17 protein-coding genes are annotated in these 14420 nt (G+C 54.5%); 6 read left to right on the forward strand and 11 right to left on the reverse strand.

The window, feature by feature from the left end; translation table 11 throughout:
• Positions 1 to 2 precede the first annotated feature (2 nt).
• The 3 genes from ASD8599_RS14045 to ASD8599_RS14055 all read right to left on the reverse strand — a co-directional run bounded on the left by ASD8599_RS14045 (position 3) and on the right by ASD8599_RS14055 (position 2444).
• Positions 3 to 944, reverse strand: coding sequence for a DMT family transporter (locus ASD8599_RS14045; RefSeq protein ID WP_181364490.1), 942 nt, complete (start codon positions 942 to 944; stop codon positions 3 to 5).
• The gene (locus ASD8599_RS14050) at positions 941 to 1753 is read right to left on the reverse strand and encodes a TIGR00282 family metallophosphoesterase (protein ID WP_108829114.1); all 813 of its coding nucleotides are present in this window, start codon (positions 1751 to 1753) and stop codon (positions 941 to 943) included. The genes ASD8599_RS14045 and ASD8599_RS14050 overlap by 4 nt, the downstream gene beginning before the upstream one ends.
• An 82-nt stretch (positions 1754 to 1835) precedes the next feature.
• Positions 1836 to 2444, reverse strand: coding sequence for an outer membrane protein (locus ASD8599_RS14055; RefSeq protein ID WP_181364491.1), 609 nt, complete (start codon positions 2442 to 2444; stop codon positions 1836 to 1838).
• Positions 2445 to 2551: 107 nt separating this feature from the next.
• Between ASD8599_RS14055 and ASD8599_RS14060 the strand changes: the two genes are divergently transcribed.
• The 3 genes from ASD8599_RS14060 to ASD8599_RS14070 are packed head-to-tail and all read left to right on the forward strand — an operon-like array spanning position 2552 to position 4962.
• The gene (locus ASD8599_RS14060; RefSeq protein ID WP_181364492.1) at positions 2552 to 3124 is read left to right on the forward strand and encodes a DUF2975 domain-containing protein; all 573 of its coding nucleotides are present in this window, start codon (positions 2552 to 2554) and stop codon (positions 3122 to 3124) included.
• Between the two features lie 42 nt (positions 3125 to 3166).
• Entirely contained in the window at positions 3167 to 3376 is a 210-nt protein-coding gene (locus tag ASD8599_RS14065; RefSeq protein WP_108829117.1) for a helix-turn-helix domain-containing protein, read from the forward strand.
• 5 nt (positions 3377 to 3381) lie between these two features.
• Positions 3382 to 4962 (forward strand): GSCFA domain-containing protein, encoded by a 1581-nt coding sequence (locus ASD8599_RS14070; RefSeq protein ID WP_108829118.1) that lies wholly within the window; start codon positions 3382 to 3384, stop codon positions 4960 to 4962.
• On the opposite strand, the gene ASD8599_RS14075 is transcribed toward ASD8599_RS14070, so the two are convergent.
• Together ASD8599_RS14075 and mgtE are read right to left on the reverse strand one after the other, a co-directional pair.
• Entirely contained in the window at positions 4949 to 5509 is a 561-nt protein-coding gene (locus ASD8599_RS14075; RefSeq protein WP_108829119.1) for a 5-formyltetrahydrofolate cyclo-ligase, read from the reverse strand. The two genes, ASD8599_RS14070 and ASD8599_RS14075, sit on opposite strands and share 14 nt — an antisense overlap.
• Positions 5506 to 6897 (reverse strand): magnesium transporter, encoded by a 1392-nt coding sequence (gene mgtE / locus ASD8599_RS14080; RefSeq protein WP_422664769.1) that lies wholly within the window; start codon positions 6895 to 6897, stop codon positions 5506 to 5508. The genes ASD8599_RS14075 and mgtE overlap by 4 nt, the downstream gene beginning before the upstream one ends.
• Positions 6898 to 6997: 100 nt before the next feature.
• Here mgtE and guaD point away from each other — a divergent pair, with 100 nt between their 5' ends.
• Positions 6998 to 8290, forward strand: coding sequence for a guanine deaminase (gene guaD / locus ASD8599_RS14085; RefSeq protein WP_108829120.1), 1293 nt, complete (start codon positions 6998 to 7000; stop codon positions 8288 to 8290).
• Between the two features lie 19 nt (positions 8291 to 8309).
• Here guaD and ASD8599_RS14090 read toward each other — a convergent pair whose 3' ends face one another.
• From ASD8599_RS14090 to ASD8599_RS14105, 4 genes are all read right to left on the reverse strand, one after another.
• Positions 8310 to 9650 (reverse strand): 8-oxoguanine deaminase, encoded by a 1341-nt coding sequence (locus ASD8599_RS14090; protein WP_108829121.1) that lies wholly within the window; start codon positions 9648 to 9650, stop codon positions 8310 to 8312.
• Positions 9647 to 10450, reverse strand: coding sequence for a histidinol-phosphatase (hisN, locus tag ASD8599_RS14095; RefSeq protein WP_108829122.1), 804 nt, complete (start codon positions 10448 to 10450; stop codon positions 9647 to 9649). The genes ASD8599_RS14090 and hisN overlap by 4 nt, the downstream gene beginning before the upstream one ends.
• 73 nt (positions 10451 to 10523) lie before the next feature.
• Positions 10524 to 10898 carry a helix-turn-helix domain-containing protein gene (locus ASD8599_RS14100; protein ID WP_108829123.1) on the reverse strand — a complete coding sequence of 125 codons (375 nt, stop codon included), beginning with the start codon at positions 10896 to 10898 and terminating at the stop codon, positions 10524 to 10526.
• Positions 10899 to 11313: 415 nt separating this feature from the next.
• Positions 11314 to 12195, reverse strand: a complete 882-nt coding sequence (locus tag ASD8599_RS14105) for a LysR family transcriptional regulator (protein WP_108829124.1) — start codon at positions 12193 to 12195, stop codon at positions 11314 to 11316.
• Between the two features lie 129 nt (positions 12196 to 12324).
• On the opposite strand from ASD8599_RS14105, the gene ASD8599_RS14110 reads away from it, so the two are divergent.
• Both ASD8599_RS14110 and ASD8599_RS14115 read left to right on the forward strand, forming a co-directional pair.
• The gene (locus tag ASD8599_RS14110) at positions 12325 to 12543 is read left to right on the forward strand and encodes a DUF1127 domain-containing protein (RefSeq protein WP_245926052.1); all 219 of its coding nucleotides are present in this window, start codon (positions 12325 to 12327) and stop codon (positions 12541 to 12543) included.
• 172 nt (positions 12544 to 12715) lie between these two features.
• Positions 12716 to 13516 carry a Bax inhibitor-1/YccA family protein gene (locus ASD8599_RS14115; RefSeq protein WP_108829125.1) on the forward strand — a complete coding sequence of 267 codons (801 nt, stop codon included), beginning with the start codon at positions 12716 to 12718 and terminating at the stop codon, positions 13514 to 13516.
• A 72-nt stretch (positions 13517 to 13588) separates the two neighbouring features.
• On the opposite strand, the gene ASD8599_RS14120 is transcribed toward ASD8599_RS14115, so the two are convergent.
• Complete coding sequence (locus tag ASD8599_RS14120) at positions 13589 to 14065, reverse strand: GNAT family N-acetyltransferase (protein WP_181364493.1); 477 nt, start codon at positions 14063 to 14065, stop codon at positions 13589 to 13591.
• Positions 14066 to 14177: 112 nt separating this feature from the next.
• Positions 14178 to 14345 (reverse strand): 50S ribosomal protein L33, encoded by a 168-nt coding sequence (gene rpmG, locus ASD8599_RS14125; protein WP_011454349.1) that lies wholly within the window; start codon positions 14343 to 14345, stop codon positions 14178 to 14180.
• Positions 14346 to 14420 lie beyond the last annotated feature (75 nt).

A 14420-nucleotide genomic window follows, 5' to 3' on the forward strand; every position in this document is an offset into this window, starting at 1 on the left:
CTTTATGCGTGAGTGTCTTTGATTGTATCAGCCTGTGCAAGCCGCGTTCGCGGTCTTGGCTGGACAAGGTACATCGCACCGATCATCAATGCCAATGCCATCCAGATTTGCGGCTCATATGCTTCGTCCAGCAGAATTTTAGACCAGAACACCCCACACAACGTCACCAGATAGCTCACTTGAACTGCAAAGACTGCGCCCGTCCTGCCAACCAGCCAAACATATCCTGTGTATACCAGAACATGCACAACTGAGCCCGCGACATGTGCTGCATCGGGTAAACCGTAGGGTGGTAACGGGTTGATCCATTGTCCGCTCATAAGTGCGATGGGCAGTGTGATCACACACCCCACCAAAGACGCCCCGAACAGAACCTGAATGGGATCCAGTCCCGCAGTGCCCCATTTGGCAACAAAATTGCCCTCAAACGCATAGAACATGCCGGCAATCAGACCAACAAACACCCACACAACGGATGGAATGCCAAGACTGCCTGCCCCCGGCAATACGATCAGCATGACAGCGCAAAGCCCCGTCAACAGCCCCGCAAACCGGCGGACATCAAACGTGTCGTTGCCCAAAGCCAACGCGATGGGAAAGGCAAAGATCGGGATCATCGACAGCAAAATAGACAACAGGCCACCCGGCAAATGCACCGCGGCCTGAAAGCTTGCGGTGTTGGGCAGCACCGTACCAATCAGCGCGATAATGACATACACCCGAATTTGATCCCGTCCCATGGGCAACGATTTACGCCGCACACTATTGATTACAAACATCAAAACCGTCCCAATGGCGACTTGCCAAAAGATCAGGCCAAAATGTTTATACCCTTCGCTGACTGCTATTTTGGTCATTGGAATCGTGAACGACCAACCCATGCCCAAAAGCACTAGAAACAGGCTATATCCCAGCTTTTCACGACCCGACAAACTGTCCGTCATGGTCCGCATTGCTGCAAACGACCACCCTGACGCACCATTTCAATGCGTGTGGCTTTGCCCGTTTGATCATCGGTCTCGATGTAAACCCCTGACAATGTTGCTTCGCCGGTTGCGGGGGTGAAGCGGTCTTTGGGCATGCCGGTGATAAATCGGCGCAGGGGTTCATGTTTTTCCATGCCAATCACGGAATTGTAATCACCACACATGCCAGCATCGCTTAGATGTGCTGTCCCGCCTGGCAAAATCATCGCGTCGGCTGTGGGCACATGGGTGTGCGTGCCAACCACAAGGCTGGCGCGGCCGTCACACCAATGCCCCATCGCCATTTTTTCTGACGTGGCTTCACAGTGGAAATCCACAACGATTGCATCAGCTTGTCCGCCAAGAGGATGCGTCTTGAACACAGGCTCAACCGCCGAGAATGGGTCATCAAAGGGCCGCTTCATAAAGACCTGCCCCAAAGCTTGCATGACCAGAACCTTGCGTCCGTTTTTTGTGGTAAAAAGCCGTGATCCTTTGCCCGGAGACGCTTTTGAGAAGTTCAAAGGCCGGATCACACGCGGTTCGTGTTCGATGAACTGCATCATGTCTTTTTGGTCAAAAGCATGATCCCCAAGCGTCACGCAATCCGCGCCAGCATCCAACAGTACTTTGGCGTGTGCGCCTGACAACCCCATACCCGACGTGGCATTTTCGCCGTTCACGACGACAAAGTCCAAGGCCCAAGCCTCGCGCAATCGGGGTAGATTTTCGGTGATCGCCCGACGCCCCGCGCGGCCCATCACATCGCCTAAGAACAATATTTTCATAATTCAACGCCTAGGCCGCGCCCGTCGCAGGAGCAAGGGGCGCGACCATTATTTTTAGCGGTCTTCACCGAAAAACCGGATGTTAGAACTTGCGTGACAAACCAATCGTGAATTGCGTGGTTTTCGTATCGACACCCTGAACATTGCCATTGAACGTCTTATTCACGTCATTCCAGGTGTAGTGCACGGCCTCGATCTTGGTGGACCAGTCATCGCGCAGGGCAAATTCTGCGCCGATACCGATCGACCCTGACACATAAATGTCAGTACCGGAGTTTGTGTCAGGTTCCGCACCGGCATCCGTGATCCCCAGCCCGACCATGCCGTAGAAAAAGGCCCGATCCGTCGCATATCCAAGTCGCATCCTTGGATTAAGCAAGAATGACCCGCGAAAACTTGAAGTGCCCAACGCTGCATCCGACCGGCTGCCGGACGCATTAATTCCTGTCAAAGCGATCTCTGGGCCCCAAACGAAACCATTGGCGCGTGCATAGTTGTAGCCCGCATAAAGGCCCAACGACGCACCGTTGTCAGAATAGCGATGTGTCGCGTTGCTGGCCACGTCTGACGATGTGTCCACGGCGTCAAGACTGAGGCCGGCGTAAAACCCCGCCCACCGGTCTTGTGCCTGTGCCTCGGCCCCAAGCCCTAAAATGATGGCAGATGTCAAAATCAACTCTCGATACAGCATGTGTTTCCTCATATGTTTGATTCACGATGCGCAATAATCGCAACAGTTGCATTATTTATTGTTTTACGATAATTAATGCAACTGATAAATTTATGTGGAGCAAACTCATGCTAACTGATCATTCTATGTCCGACCCTGTGATGGGAAAAATCCAGCGCACTGCAACCATCGGCATCTGGCTGAGCACTGGTGCTGTTGCGATCGCATTGACGGTTATCTTCTATTTTCTGGCCACAGCTTTTAGCGATTCTGACATGTTGGCGCGTGAACTCAGTGCACAGCTGGACCTTGATCCCGCCTTGACCCAATTGCCCACATCCCATGCTGTTCTTGCGGCTGCATTGTGGTTGGTGATGGATGTGATTGGCGTCGTTTTGTTGATGACTGTCCGTCAATTGTTTGTTGGCATCAAAACCATCGGCATTTTCACGCCGCAGTCTGCCCTTCAGTTGCGACGCATTGGCTGGATGCTGTTTGCGCTTGGTCCCGTCAGCATCATTCTGAACGCCCTGACCGGCACGCTGATGAAGTACTGGGCCAACCCCAACAGCTTAAGCATTGAAATCGCTTTGGAAGACACGGATGTCTATGCCATCGTGATCGGTCTGGTCATTGTCGCTGTGGCCCATATTATGGTCAGCGCCGCACAATTGTCTGAAGACCATAAAGCAATTGTTTAAATACGGGGCAATTGTTTAGGCACGGGGCGCGAAGGGAAAAGCATGGCAATTATCGTCACCTTGGATGTGATGCTGGCAAGGCGTAAAATGCGGTCCAAAGAGCTGGCTGAAATCGTAGGCATCACAGAACAGAATGTCAGCCTATTGAAGTCTGGCAAGGTCAAAGGGGTGCGCTTTGAAACTCTGGATAAGATTTGCCATGCTCTGGAGTGCACGCCTGCAGACATCCTTGATTTCGATCCCGAAGGATAACCGGCATGGCACAGGACAACAAAAACGCACCTCCGCCCTTTTTGGCCGAGCTGTCCGCCCAGGATGCCTTCGCACATCTTAAGACCAACACCCATGCCCGTTGGCCCGATCGTCATGACAGCGAAAACCGTGTCGAACCGTTCTGCACACCGCATTTCAACGCGCCCTTCACACTACAGACGGGCGCAAGTGTCTTTACTCTAGGGTCCTGTTTTGCCCGCAACGTGGAAAAAAGTCTGATCCATCTGGGCTTTGATCTGCCAGCCCGCCGCGCCATTGGACCGGGCATACAAAACAATGTGCTAAATACTTTCACAGCAGCTTCGATGTTGAACGAGGTCACTTGGGCATTGAATCCCGACGCCCCCTTCGATCCTGATCGTCACCTGTACGACGTTGGTTCCGACAAGGTTGTCGATTTGCATGTGGGCCGACGCTGGGCTCTGCCCACAGACAAAGCCACCGCCGTCGCGCGTCGCACCCAGATCAAACAGGCTTACAGTGCCTTGGCAAATTGTAAGTTGCTGGTTTTGACAATGGGTCTGGTTGAGGCGTGGTATGATGCAGAATTGGGGATCTATCTGAATTCTCCTCCTCTCAAGCGCATGATACAGACGGATCCCGACCGTTTTCGCCTGCGGGTCATGCGCCATTCCGATGTTGTAGCCTCAATGGCGCAGCTGATTGACACCGCCAACGCCCACAACCGCGTGGGCGGGTTGAATTGCATTTTGACCGTGTCGCCGGTGCCTCTGGTTTCTACGTTTCGCCCCGACACAGACGTCATCGTGGCCAATGCCTATTCCAAAGCGACACTACGTTCAGCTGCAGAAGAAATCGCGTACCGCTATGAAAATGTGTCCTATTTTCCCAGCTTTGAATCCATAACGCTAAGTGATCGCCATGAAAGCTGGGAAGACGATCAGGTGCATGTGCGTCAGGGTCTTGTCGATTTAAACGTGGCGCGTATGGTTGCGAAATATGTGGAAACCACGGACGATCGGACCGAAGACCCCGACGTGCTGACCCAATTGGCAGCCAACGAGGTCACTGCAAAGCGGTTTGACGCAGCGCTTGAACTGGCAGACCGCGCATTGAGCACATCACCAGAATTGGAGCGTGCGGTCTTGGTCAAGGCGCGGGCTTTGGCGGGCCAGGGTGAATTAACGCAAGCCTTCGATTTTTTGACCCATAAATTCACAAACAAAAGTGGCGACCTGTCCTTTGAAACAACGTCTGTTGATATGCAGGTGTTTGCCGCACGCCTGATGCTGCGTCTGAAACGCTTTGACGCGGTGCAGGCCATTGCATCCCAGATTTTGGATCAAAGCCCCAAGCATATGCCCGCCCTGATTGTTTTGGGGGATGCCCACATGGGGCAGCGCAACTTTGCAGCTGCTGAGCGCGTTTTCATGCAGTGTTTGGACATGTCTAAACGTCAGGCTCAGCCCTACTTCAAAATGGCGCAGCTTGAACGCGCACGTGGCCAGACCGATGCCGCGTTACGCTTTGTTGATATGGCTTTAAAGATGAATCCGACCCATGCAGGGTTCGAGGCATTCAAAACACGGCTTACGTCAAGCTGATCACGCCGTTTTCGGTCACAATCATGTCCAATGGTTGATCCGTGGGTTCCAAAGGCAGGCTGTCTGCCTGCTGCGCTGCAAACGCAAAGCCGATGGCCAAAGTCGCACGTCTGCCGCGCAACAGCTCTAGGGTGCGATCATAAAACCCGCCGCCGTACCCCAGTCGCCCACCCTGTGCGTCAAACGCCACCAGAGGAACAATCACGATTTCCGGTTCAAAAAAGTCGTCAACTTCGGGGATTTGCGCCCCGAAAGGGCCGGCTTTCATCGCACCATCTGGCTGCCATTTGGAAAACCGCAACGGTTGCCCCGCCGCCTGTATGACGGGAACGCCAACAGCTCCATAAGCTGCGGCTTCAGCCATAGCCGACAGCGGATTTATTTCGGTTCGGATTGGCATATAGCCTGACAACGGCACACCGCGATAGCCCGCCAAAATCTCTGAAAGGTAGCCCCCTGCACCGCCGCCGTTGGCATCAAATGCCGCCTTGCGCCGGGCAAATCCTTCCTTGCGGGCCTGTGCCTTGATCGCTGTTAGATCCATCATAACAACACCATAGCAGCCAGTCCGAGAAATGCGAAAAAGCCAACAACATCTGTCACCGTGGTCACAAATGCGCCAGAGGCCAACGCGGGATCGACGCCAACACGTTCCAAAATCACCGGAATAACGGTGCCTGCAAGGCCCGCCACCACCATATTCACAACCATGGCTGCCGCAATGACATAGCCCAATGCGGGCGACCCGAACCACACGACCCCAACGATACCCATAACAACCGCAAAAATCAGCCCGTTGACCAAGCCCACCATGACTTCACGCCGGATCACGCGCCACACGTTTGCGCCGGTCAGGTCTTTGGTGGCGATGGCACGTACAGCCACGGTTAACGATTGCGTTCCCGCGTTGCCCCCCATAGAGGCCACGATCGGCATCAGAACAGCCAAGGCCACGATTTGGGTGATGGCGGCTTCAAACTGCGCAATCACCATAGAAGCCGCGATGGAGGTGGCCAGATTCACCGCCAACCACGGCATACGACGCTTGGTGGTGTCGATGACACGGTCAGACAAAGACCCTTCACCAACACCGGCCAGCCGCAAAATGTCTTCTTCGTGTTCTTCGTCCAGCACAGCCATCGCATCGTCGATGGTGATGATGCCGATCAACCGTCCCTCGCTGTCCACGACAGGCGCTGAAATCAAGTGGTATTGGTTGAACGCATAGGCCACGTCGCCTTCATCCTGGTCCACAGGAATGACCTGAAACACGTCCTCGATTATGTCCGTCAGCTTGACCTCACGACGCGACCGCATCAACTTGCCAAGGGTCACATTGCCAACGGGGTGCAGGCGCGGGTCCACGACGACGATGTGATAGAACTGGTCGGGCAGATCGTCTTCTTTTGCATTGCGCAAATGGTCAATGGCTTCGCCCACATTCCAGTGTTCAGGCGCCATGACGACTTCGCGTTGCATCAAACGTCCGGCTGAGAATTCAGGATAGCTTAAGGACTGTTCAACCGCGGCGCGGTCTACGTCTTCCAGCGCGTCGAGAATCGCTTCTTGTTGCGGCTCGTCCAGATCTTCGACCAAATCGACAACGTCATCGCTGTCGAGATCACGCACCGCTTCGGCCAAGACCTGCGGCGTTAGAACCGCAATCACTTCTTCGCGGATGCTATCGTCAAGTTCTGACAGAATTTCGCCGTCGAAATCGCGGTCATAAAGCCGGATCAGACGCGATCGGTCAAACGCATTGATCTGTTCCAAAAGGTCAGCAATATCGGCTGCGTGCAACGGGTCCATCAGCTGTGTCAGCTTGGCTTTGTCTTCGATTTCGACCGCATACAGGATCGCGCTGATATCTTTACGATCCAGCGTATACGCCCCGTCATCGCGCGGCTCTGAAGGGCTTTGATTGACATCATCCATAGACATATGGCGGACCATAGGGGGGGCGCTGTGCAGAGACAATGGGCAGCGGTCGCCAATTGCGATTTACGACTGCAGCTGGCAGGCGTAGGTTGGCGGAATGAATGATACAACCTTATTGAGCGGTCAGGTTCTGACCTATTCCGGTGATCCGTTTGAGACCCCTTGGCAAGAGTGCGTGCACATCGACAGCGCGGGCGCGATAGCGATGCAAGGCGGGCATATTGTGGCCGTTGGTGCCGCCGCTGACCTACGCCAAGCCTACCCGCAAGCGACCGAAGTGCGCTACGGTGATAAACTGATTGTTCCGGGGTTTGTGGACGCCCATGTCCATTATCCCCAGACGGGCATTATCGCGTCATGGGGCAAACGGCTGATTGACTGGTTGAACACCTATACGTTCCCGGAAGAAACGCGCTTTGACGATCCGGTCTACGCCCGCGAGATCGCCCGTCTTTACCTTAAATTAACGCGTCAGCATGGCACGACAACCGTTTGTTCTTATGGCACTATTCACCCAACGTCCGTTGATGCGATATTTGAAGCCGCCGCAGAATCCGGCCAACGCATCGTGGCGGGCAAGACCTGCATGGACCGCAATGCACCGCAAGATTTGCAAGACACAGCGCAATCCGCCTACGACGACAGCCTTGCATTGCTGACGCGCTGGCACGGGGTGGGCCGGGCCGAATATGCGATCACACCGCGTTTTTCGCCGACCTCTACCCCCGCACAACTGGACGTACTTGGCGCACTGTGGGCCGCACATCCCGAGTGCCTGATGCAGACCCATCTTAGCGAACAACCGGATGAGATCGCCTGGGTCAAATCACTTTATCCCGACGCCCGTGATTATCTGGACACCTATGAAGCACACGGCCTGCTGGGGGCACGCGGTGTCTACGGCCATGCCATCCATATGGAGCCGCGCGAAATGGACCGTTTGTCTGATGTTGGTGCAGCGGCGGTACACTGCCCCACATCCAACACATTCATTGGATCGGGCCTGTTCGATCTGGCGAGCATGAAAGCAAGGATGCCTGTAGGCTTGGCCACGGACACCGGGGGCGGATCATCCTTTTCGATGCTGCGTACGATGGCCGCAGCTTATGAAATCGCACAGTTGCGCGGCACCCCCACACACGCCGCCCAGCTTTTGTGGTTGGGTACAGCGGGCTCTGCACGCAGCCTCCATTTACAAGACAAGATTGGCCATCTGGGTGTCGGGTTTGAAGCGGATGTTTGCGTGTTGGATTTGGCCTCAACGCCTGCCATCGCGCAACGCAGCCAGCGGGCCAAAGACGTCTGGGACGCGGTATTTGCGACCATCATGATGGGTGATGACCGTGCCGTGGCAGATTTGTGGATCGCGGGACGTCAGGTGCAAGAATAGCGGTTAACGCACAGGCGCTTCACAAAACGTCCCGAAGCTGGCGCGCCAATCGGTTTTGCGTTTGAACCGTTTTCTCCAGATCCATCGTGACCATATGCCCGTCGCGCACAATCTGGCGCCCTTCAACGACGAGGTGCTTCACCGTCGTAGGTCCCGCCAAAAGCAACGCCGCAGGATCCCAACTGCCGGCGCTTTCGATGCCAGAGACATCCCATATCGCCACATCGCCCCGTGCGCCCGTTTGCAGTCTTCCGCATTCGGGGCGCCCCAGCACATCAGCACCGCCGCGCGTCGCTATTTCAAGGGCTTCACCGGCGCTCATGGCATCGGCCCCGTTTGCGACCCGTTGCAACAGCATCGCTTGTCGCGCTTCCGCAACCAAATTGCCCGCATCGTTGCTGGCCGATCCATCCACGCCCAACCCTGTGGGCACGCCTGCATCGCGCAAAGCGCGCACAGGCGCTATGCCACTGCCCAAGCGGCAGTTGGAACAGGGACAATGCGCAATCCCGGTCTTGGTATCTGCGAACATTGCGATTTCGGACGCATCCAGTTTGACGCAGTGGGCATGCCAGACATCGGGCCCCGTCCAGCCCAAATCCTGAGCATATTGCCCGGGTCTTTTGCCAAAATTTTCGAGACTGTACGCGATGTCTTCGTCGTTTTCGGCAAGATGCGTGTGCATCATCACGCCTTTGTCCCGCGCCAAAATAGCCGCATCACGCATCAATTCCGTGCTGACCGAGAATGGCGAACACGGGGCCACACCAACACGGCACATCGAATTGGCAGAAGCGTCATGGAAGGCATCAATAACACGAATACAATCGTTCAGAATGTCCGCTTCACGTTCCACCAGACTGTCTGGTGGCAAACCGCCATCGCTTTCGCCAATGCTCATGGCCCCGCGTGTCGGTTGAAAGCGCAATCCGACTTCGGATGCGGCATGAATGGTGTCCTCAAGCCGTGCGCCGTTGGGGTAAAGATACAAGTGATCCGAGCTCAACGTGCATCCAGACAGCGCCAGCTCTGCCAGCCCGATCTGTGCGGATGTAAACATATGATCCGGCGTGAAGCGTGCCCAAATGGGGTATAGCGTTTGCAACCAACCAAACAACAGCGCGTCTTGCCCGCCCGGCACCGCGCGAGTCAGCGTTTGGTACAGATGGTGATGCGTGTTCACCAGCCCCGGTGTCACAACACACCCCGCTGCGTTGATGACCTCGCCCAATGGCGTTAGCCCGTGCCCGACTTCGGTAATTTGCCCGTTTTCAATTTGCACGTCCGCACCGTGCAACGCGCGACGTGTGTCATCCATCGTCAGGACAACGTCAGCATTCTGGATCAAGACCGTCGTCACAGATGTTCCTCCAAGATCGCCAATGCTGCTTTATGGATGTCTGCGTTGGCCGCGGCTATTACGCGCCCACCATTGTGGGCAGGGCCCCCCGCCCAGTCGGTTACGATGCCGCCCGCGCCCTGAATGACGCCAATGGGGCCTTGAATATCGTAGGCGTTCAGCTGGGCTTCGATCACCAGATCAATCTGCCCCGCAGCCAGCAAAGCGTAAGCATAGCAGTCCATGCCGTATCTCGTCAGCCGCGTTTGGCCTGCGACGGCATGAAAGGCTTTTGCCTCTGCTGTGGTTCCCACTTCCGGAAAAGTTGTGAAAATTGTCGCTTCGCTTAGCGGGCGGGGGCCGCGCGTTTTGAGTGTTGAATTGCCATGCGGCCCTTGTAGGTCTGCGCCTGCAGGTGAGCCCGTGAAACGTTCGCCGATGTAAGGCTGGTCAATGACCCCGATCACCGGCCCTGCATCGTCACCGACAGCGATCAAGACACCCCACGTTGGTGTCCCCGAGATGAAAGCACGCGTGCCATCTATCGGGTCCAATACCCAAGTCAGCCCAGTGGTGCCCGATGTCGCCCCGAATTCTTCACCCAAGATTGCATCATCAGGACGCAGGGCCGCCAAAACATCACGCATCGCTTGTTCCGCCGCCCTGTCGGCGACAGTAACCGGGTCGAACCCGTCGTCTAACTTGTTGTCGGACACAAGGTCCACGCTGCGGAAATGCGGCAGAATGGCCTGACGTGCAGCGTCCGCAAGCGCATGTGCCACTTCGGTCAGAGCTGCGATTTGATCATGTGAAACTGTCATAAAAAAGGGGTGCCACGATGCACCCCGTTTTGCAACTTAGGTTTTTAAATGCAATCACATGCCCAAGGCGTGATCAGGCCACATCACTAAGGACACGCGCCAATTCGAACAAACGACGACGCTGGGCTTCGGGGATCGCATAGTACGACCGAACCAAATCCATCGCTTCTTTGTCGGCGAACAGATCAGATGGTACCATGTTGCCCGCTTCGGCTGCTTCGGATCCTGCAGGTTCCAGCCCTTCGAAGAAGAACCCCACAGGCACGCCAAGCGATTCCGCGATGTCCCAAAGGCGTGATGCACTGACGCGATTTGCGCCCGTTTCATACTTCTGGATTTGTTGAAATTTGATCCCGACAAGCTCTGCAAGTTTTTGTTGGGTCATCCCGATAAGCCAGCGACGCTGCCTAATCCGTTTTCCGACGTGAGTGTCGACGATGTGAGCCATGAGTTTTCACCTGCGATGCGCAATGCCTGAAACCCGAGCCATACGACGCGCAATGCGCACAGTCCGAACGATCCCAAAGCAATACTAGCCTGTCGGGATTGGCCTTAAGGTACGCGACAACGCGCCTCATAAGCAACAAGTTCCGCACGTATGAGCTGATTTGCAGCGCCTTTATGCCCGCTAGGCGTTAAAGCTTTGTTAACGTTTTTCGTCAGTTCGGAGTCCCCTTCTGATGCCGAAGCAGGGTCAGAATGGACCCTTTCTAAAAATAATCTGGCGATAACAACGCGCTAGCAGAGATGCGAACAAATGTAGAAAATTGACGCTAATACACGTCAATTTTCATTAAATTCGATCCGAAGTAGCAACAAATTTATACAAAGTTTTTCAGATTATGCTGTGCATTTTGATGGTTTCAACCTGAAACTGCACGCAGCTTGACCGAATCACTGCCCGCAAAGGCACGTCTTAGAAGGTCAGCCAAAGTATCATGCACGACCCCTTTGGTGCTTTGCGCCCCGTATAAGTTGATGTGTTGCGCAGGCAATTCAGGCAGGCTTTCGTTGTGTTCTATCTGCTCCAGATGCGGCGGCTCTGTGCCTTCGATCATTGCATGCACAGCAAGGTCAGCTGCAACAGTTGCTTCAATCGTCCGGTCACTTTCGGTTTCGACCATCAGATCCCACTCCAAACCGGCGGTGTCCAACCGTTCCACCACTTTCGGACGGAATGTACATTGCCGCCCGAACGCAAGCCGTAATGGTCTTTGCCGCCACGCGGACCCATCGGGCGCCCCGATCCAACACAACGGCTTTGTACAAAGCAACTCACCACCCGCATCAATCGTTGTCTCTGTAGTCAGGATCAAATCACAAGTGCCCTGCCCAAAATCCCGCTTCAAAGCGCGTGTATAGGATGAAATCAGTTGCACTTTAACGCGCGGAAAGGCGGCATGAAATTGCTTCAGGACACGCGGGATCGCCGGATAAACGATATCATGTGGTACCCCAAGCGTGATCTCACCTTCAAATGCCTGATCCGTCAGCCGGGTTATGACCTCATCGTTCAATGCAATCATGCGGCGCGCATAGACCAGCAACTGCTCTCCTGACGCTGTTAAAGCAATCGTACGCCCTGAACGGTCAAGCAATTCAAGCCCCAGCATCTCTTCCAACCGCTTCAACTGCATGGACACTGCAGATTGCGTCAAATGCAAAAACCCGGCAGCCCGTGTCACCCCGCCGCTGTCAGCGACCGCCACAAAAGACCGTAGCGTCGTTATATCCAAATTTCTCATACATCACGATCCTTGATGATAAATTTAACAAACATTCGTTTCCAAAATGTACATAGCTTTGTCATATACATCAACATACCTGATGCAAAATATGAAACGCATCGCTTTTTGTTAAATTGGAGAGACCCGATGGCTGTTACTGATCAAACTGGCATGATGTGCCAATCGTCCTTGCACACATCCCCCGCCGCCCCGTCTGTGTGGCAAATGCTGAGTGTCTGGCGCACGCGCCGTCAATTGCGGTCGCTTGATGCAAAACAGCTTGCAGATATTGGCGTGACCGCACAAGACGCTCAGAAAGAAGCCAACCGCCCGGTCTGGGATGTGCCAGCCACATGGCGCCAATGATCCCATCCGCCATAACAATATAGGCAAAACGTCCATTCCTGACGTTTTTTGTTAACCTTGTGACGTTTTGCCTGTCGAAAACACTTGAAACGCCCCCCTCAGAGCCCGATATTCAAGTACAGATACGCGTGGGACGGTCCCGCGCCTACAGTGTTTAATTTGGAGGTCTGAAATGGCTGACGTGAATACAATCCGGAGCGCGGCCGGTTCCCGCGCCGCCCAGATTGACGTAGGGCTTCGCGCCCACATGAACAAAGTGTACGGGCAAATGTCCATCGGCATGCTGATCACGGCATTGGCGGCTTGGGCGATTGCAGGTCTAGCAGTAACTGCTGACCCTTCCGCAGCAGCAAGCACATCTGAAGGCGTCTACGCCTTGCGTGAAGGCCAATACCTGACAGGTCTAGGCGTGGCGTTGTTCGCTTCCCCATTGAAGTGGGTCGTGATGTTCGCCCCCTTGGCCTTCTTGTTCTTTGGCTGGGGCGCTTTGATGAGCCGTGGCTCCGCCGCAGCTGTGCAAGTCGGCTTTTTCATCTTTGCCGCCGTGATGGGCATTTCCATGAGCTCCATCTTCTTGGTGTTCACATCGTTTTCCATCGTGCAGACGTTTCTTGTTACTGCGATCGCCTTCGCATCGCTGAGCCTGTACGGGTACACGACAAAACGTGACCTGAGCGGCATGGGCACATTCCTGATGATGGGTGTTATCGGCTTGATCGTAGCGATGCTGCTGAACATGTTCATCTTCCAATCTGGTCCGATGATGATGGCAATTTCTGCAATTGGCGTTCTGATCTTTGCAGGTCTGACAGCCTACTACACGCAGGACATCAAGGCGACTTATGTGGCGCATGCTGCACACGGCGATCAAGAATGGTTGGACAAGGCGGCATCTGATGGTGCGCTAAGCCTCTACATCTCTTTCTTGAACATGTTCCAGTTCCTGCTGATGTTCATGGGCCAACAAGAATAATCTATGTTTCACTGAAACGGCTCGGGCCATCCGGAAACGGGTGGCCCTTTTTCTTTCTACCGGTGTTCTTTGTCACAAGAACATAGTCATACGGATTGAAGGGAAGGCCACGGTGCCTCCCAGCATCGCGTCGATCGGTCCGATCGCACTGAACCCTATGGCTGCATAAAACCCTTCCGCATAGCGTGTTGACCAGCATTCCATTTCTGTAATTCCGGCCGCTTTGGCTGTTGCAAGACAATGCATAATCAGCGCCTGTGCGATGCCTTTGCGCAAGTGTGCCGGATCTGTTGCCACATGACGGATGTGCGCCTTGTCAGCGCGTGCCTTATCCACACTCCAGCCCCCCGCCCCTGCAAGGATGCCAGCACAGTCCCAGACGAAGAAGGTACCCGAAGACAGCAAAACAGGTTGCGCCCTGATCATCTTGGGCAAAGCTGTCTTCAGTGTTTCTGCATCATAGACGTCTTTCAACAAAGTTGGGTAGCTTCGCTCAAAAAGCCGGTTTAATGCTGATTGATCTCCAAGGTTTGCAACGCGCAGTGTCATTTCCATTTCCCTTCTTTGAACCCCAATACCGCGCCGCTTGGATCCGAAAGCTGAAAACGCAAAAAGCCGCGCTTTTCAGCGCGGCCTTTGCGGTTCAAGTCAGGGTGTGATCTTACTTGATCTTGCCTTCTTTGTATTCCACGTGCTTGCGCGCAACGGGGTCGTATTTACGGACGACCATCTTTTCGGTCATCGTACGCGCATTTTTCTTCGTGACGTAGAAATGGCCTGTGCCCGCGGACGAGTTCAGACGGATCTTGATCGTGGTTGGCTTCGCCATTTTGTATCTCCTGCTGCATCATCCCTCGGTAGGGATATGCGTGAATTCTGAGATTTGCGTTCTAACCGTCTTGGC

The organism is Ascidiaceihabitans donghaensis, from assembly GCF_900302465.1.
Lineage (GTDB): Bacteria > Pseudomonadota > Alphaproteobacteria > Rhodobacterales > Rhodobacteraceae > Ascidiaceihabitans > Ascidiaceihabitans donghaensis.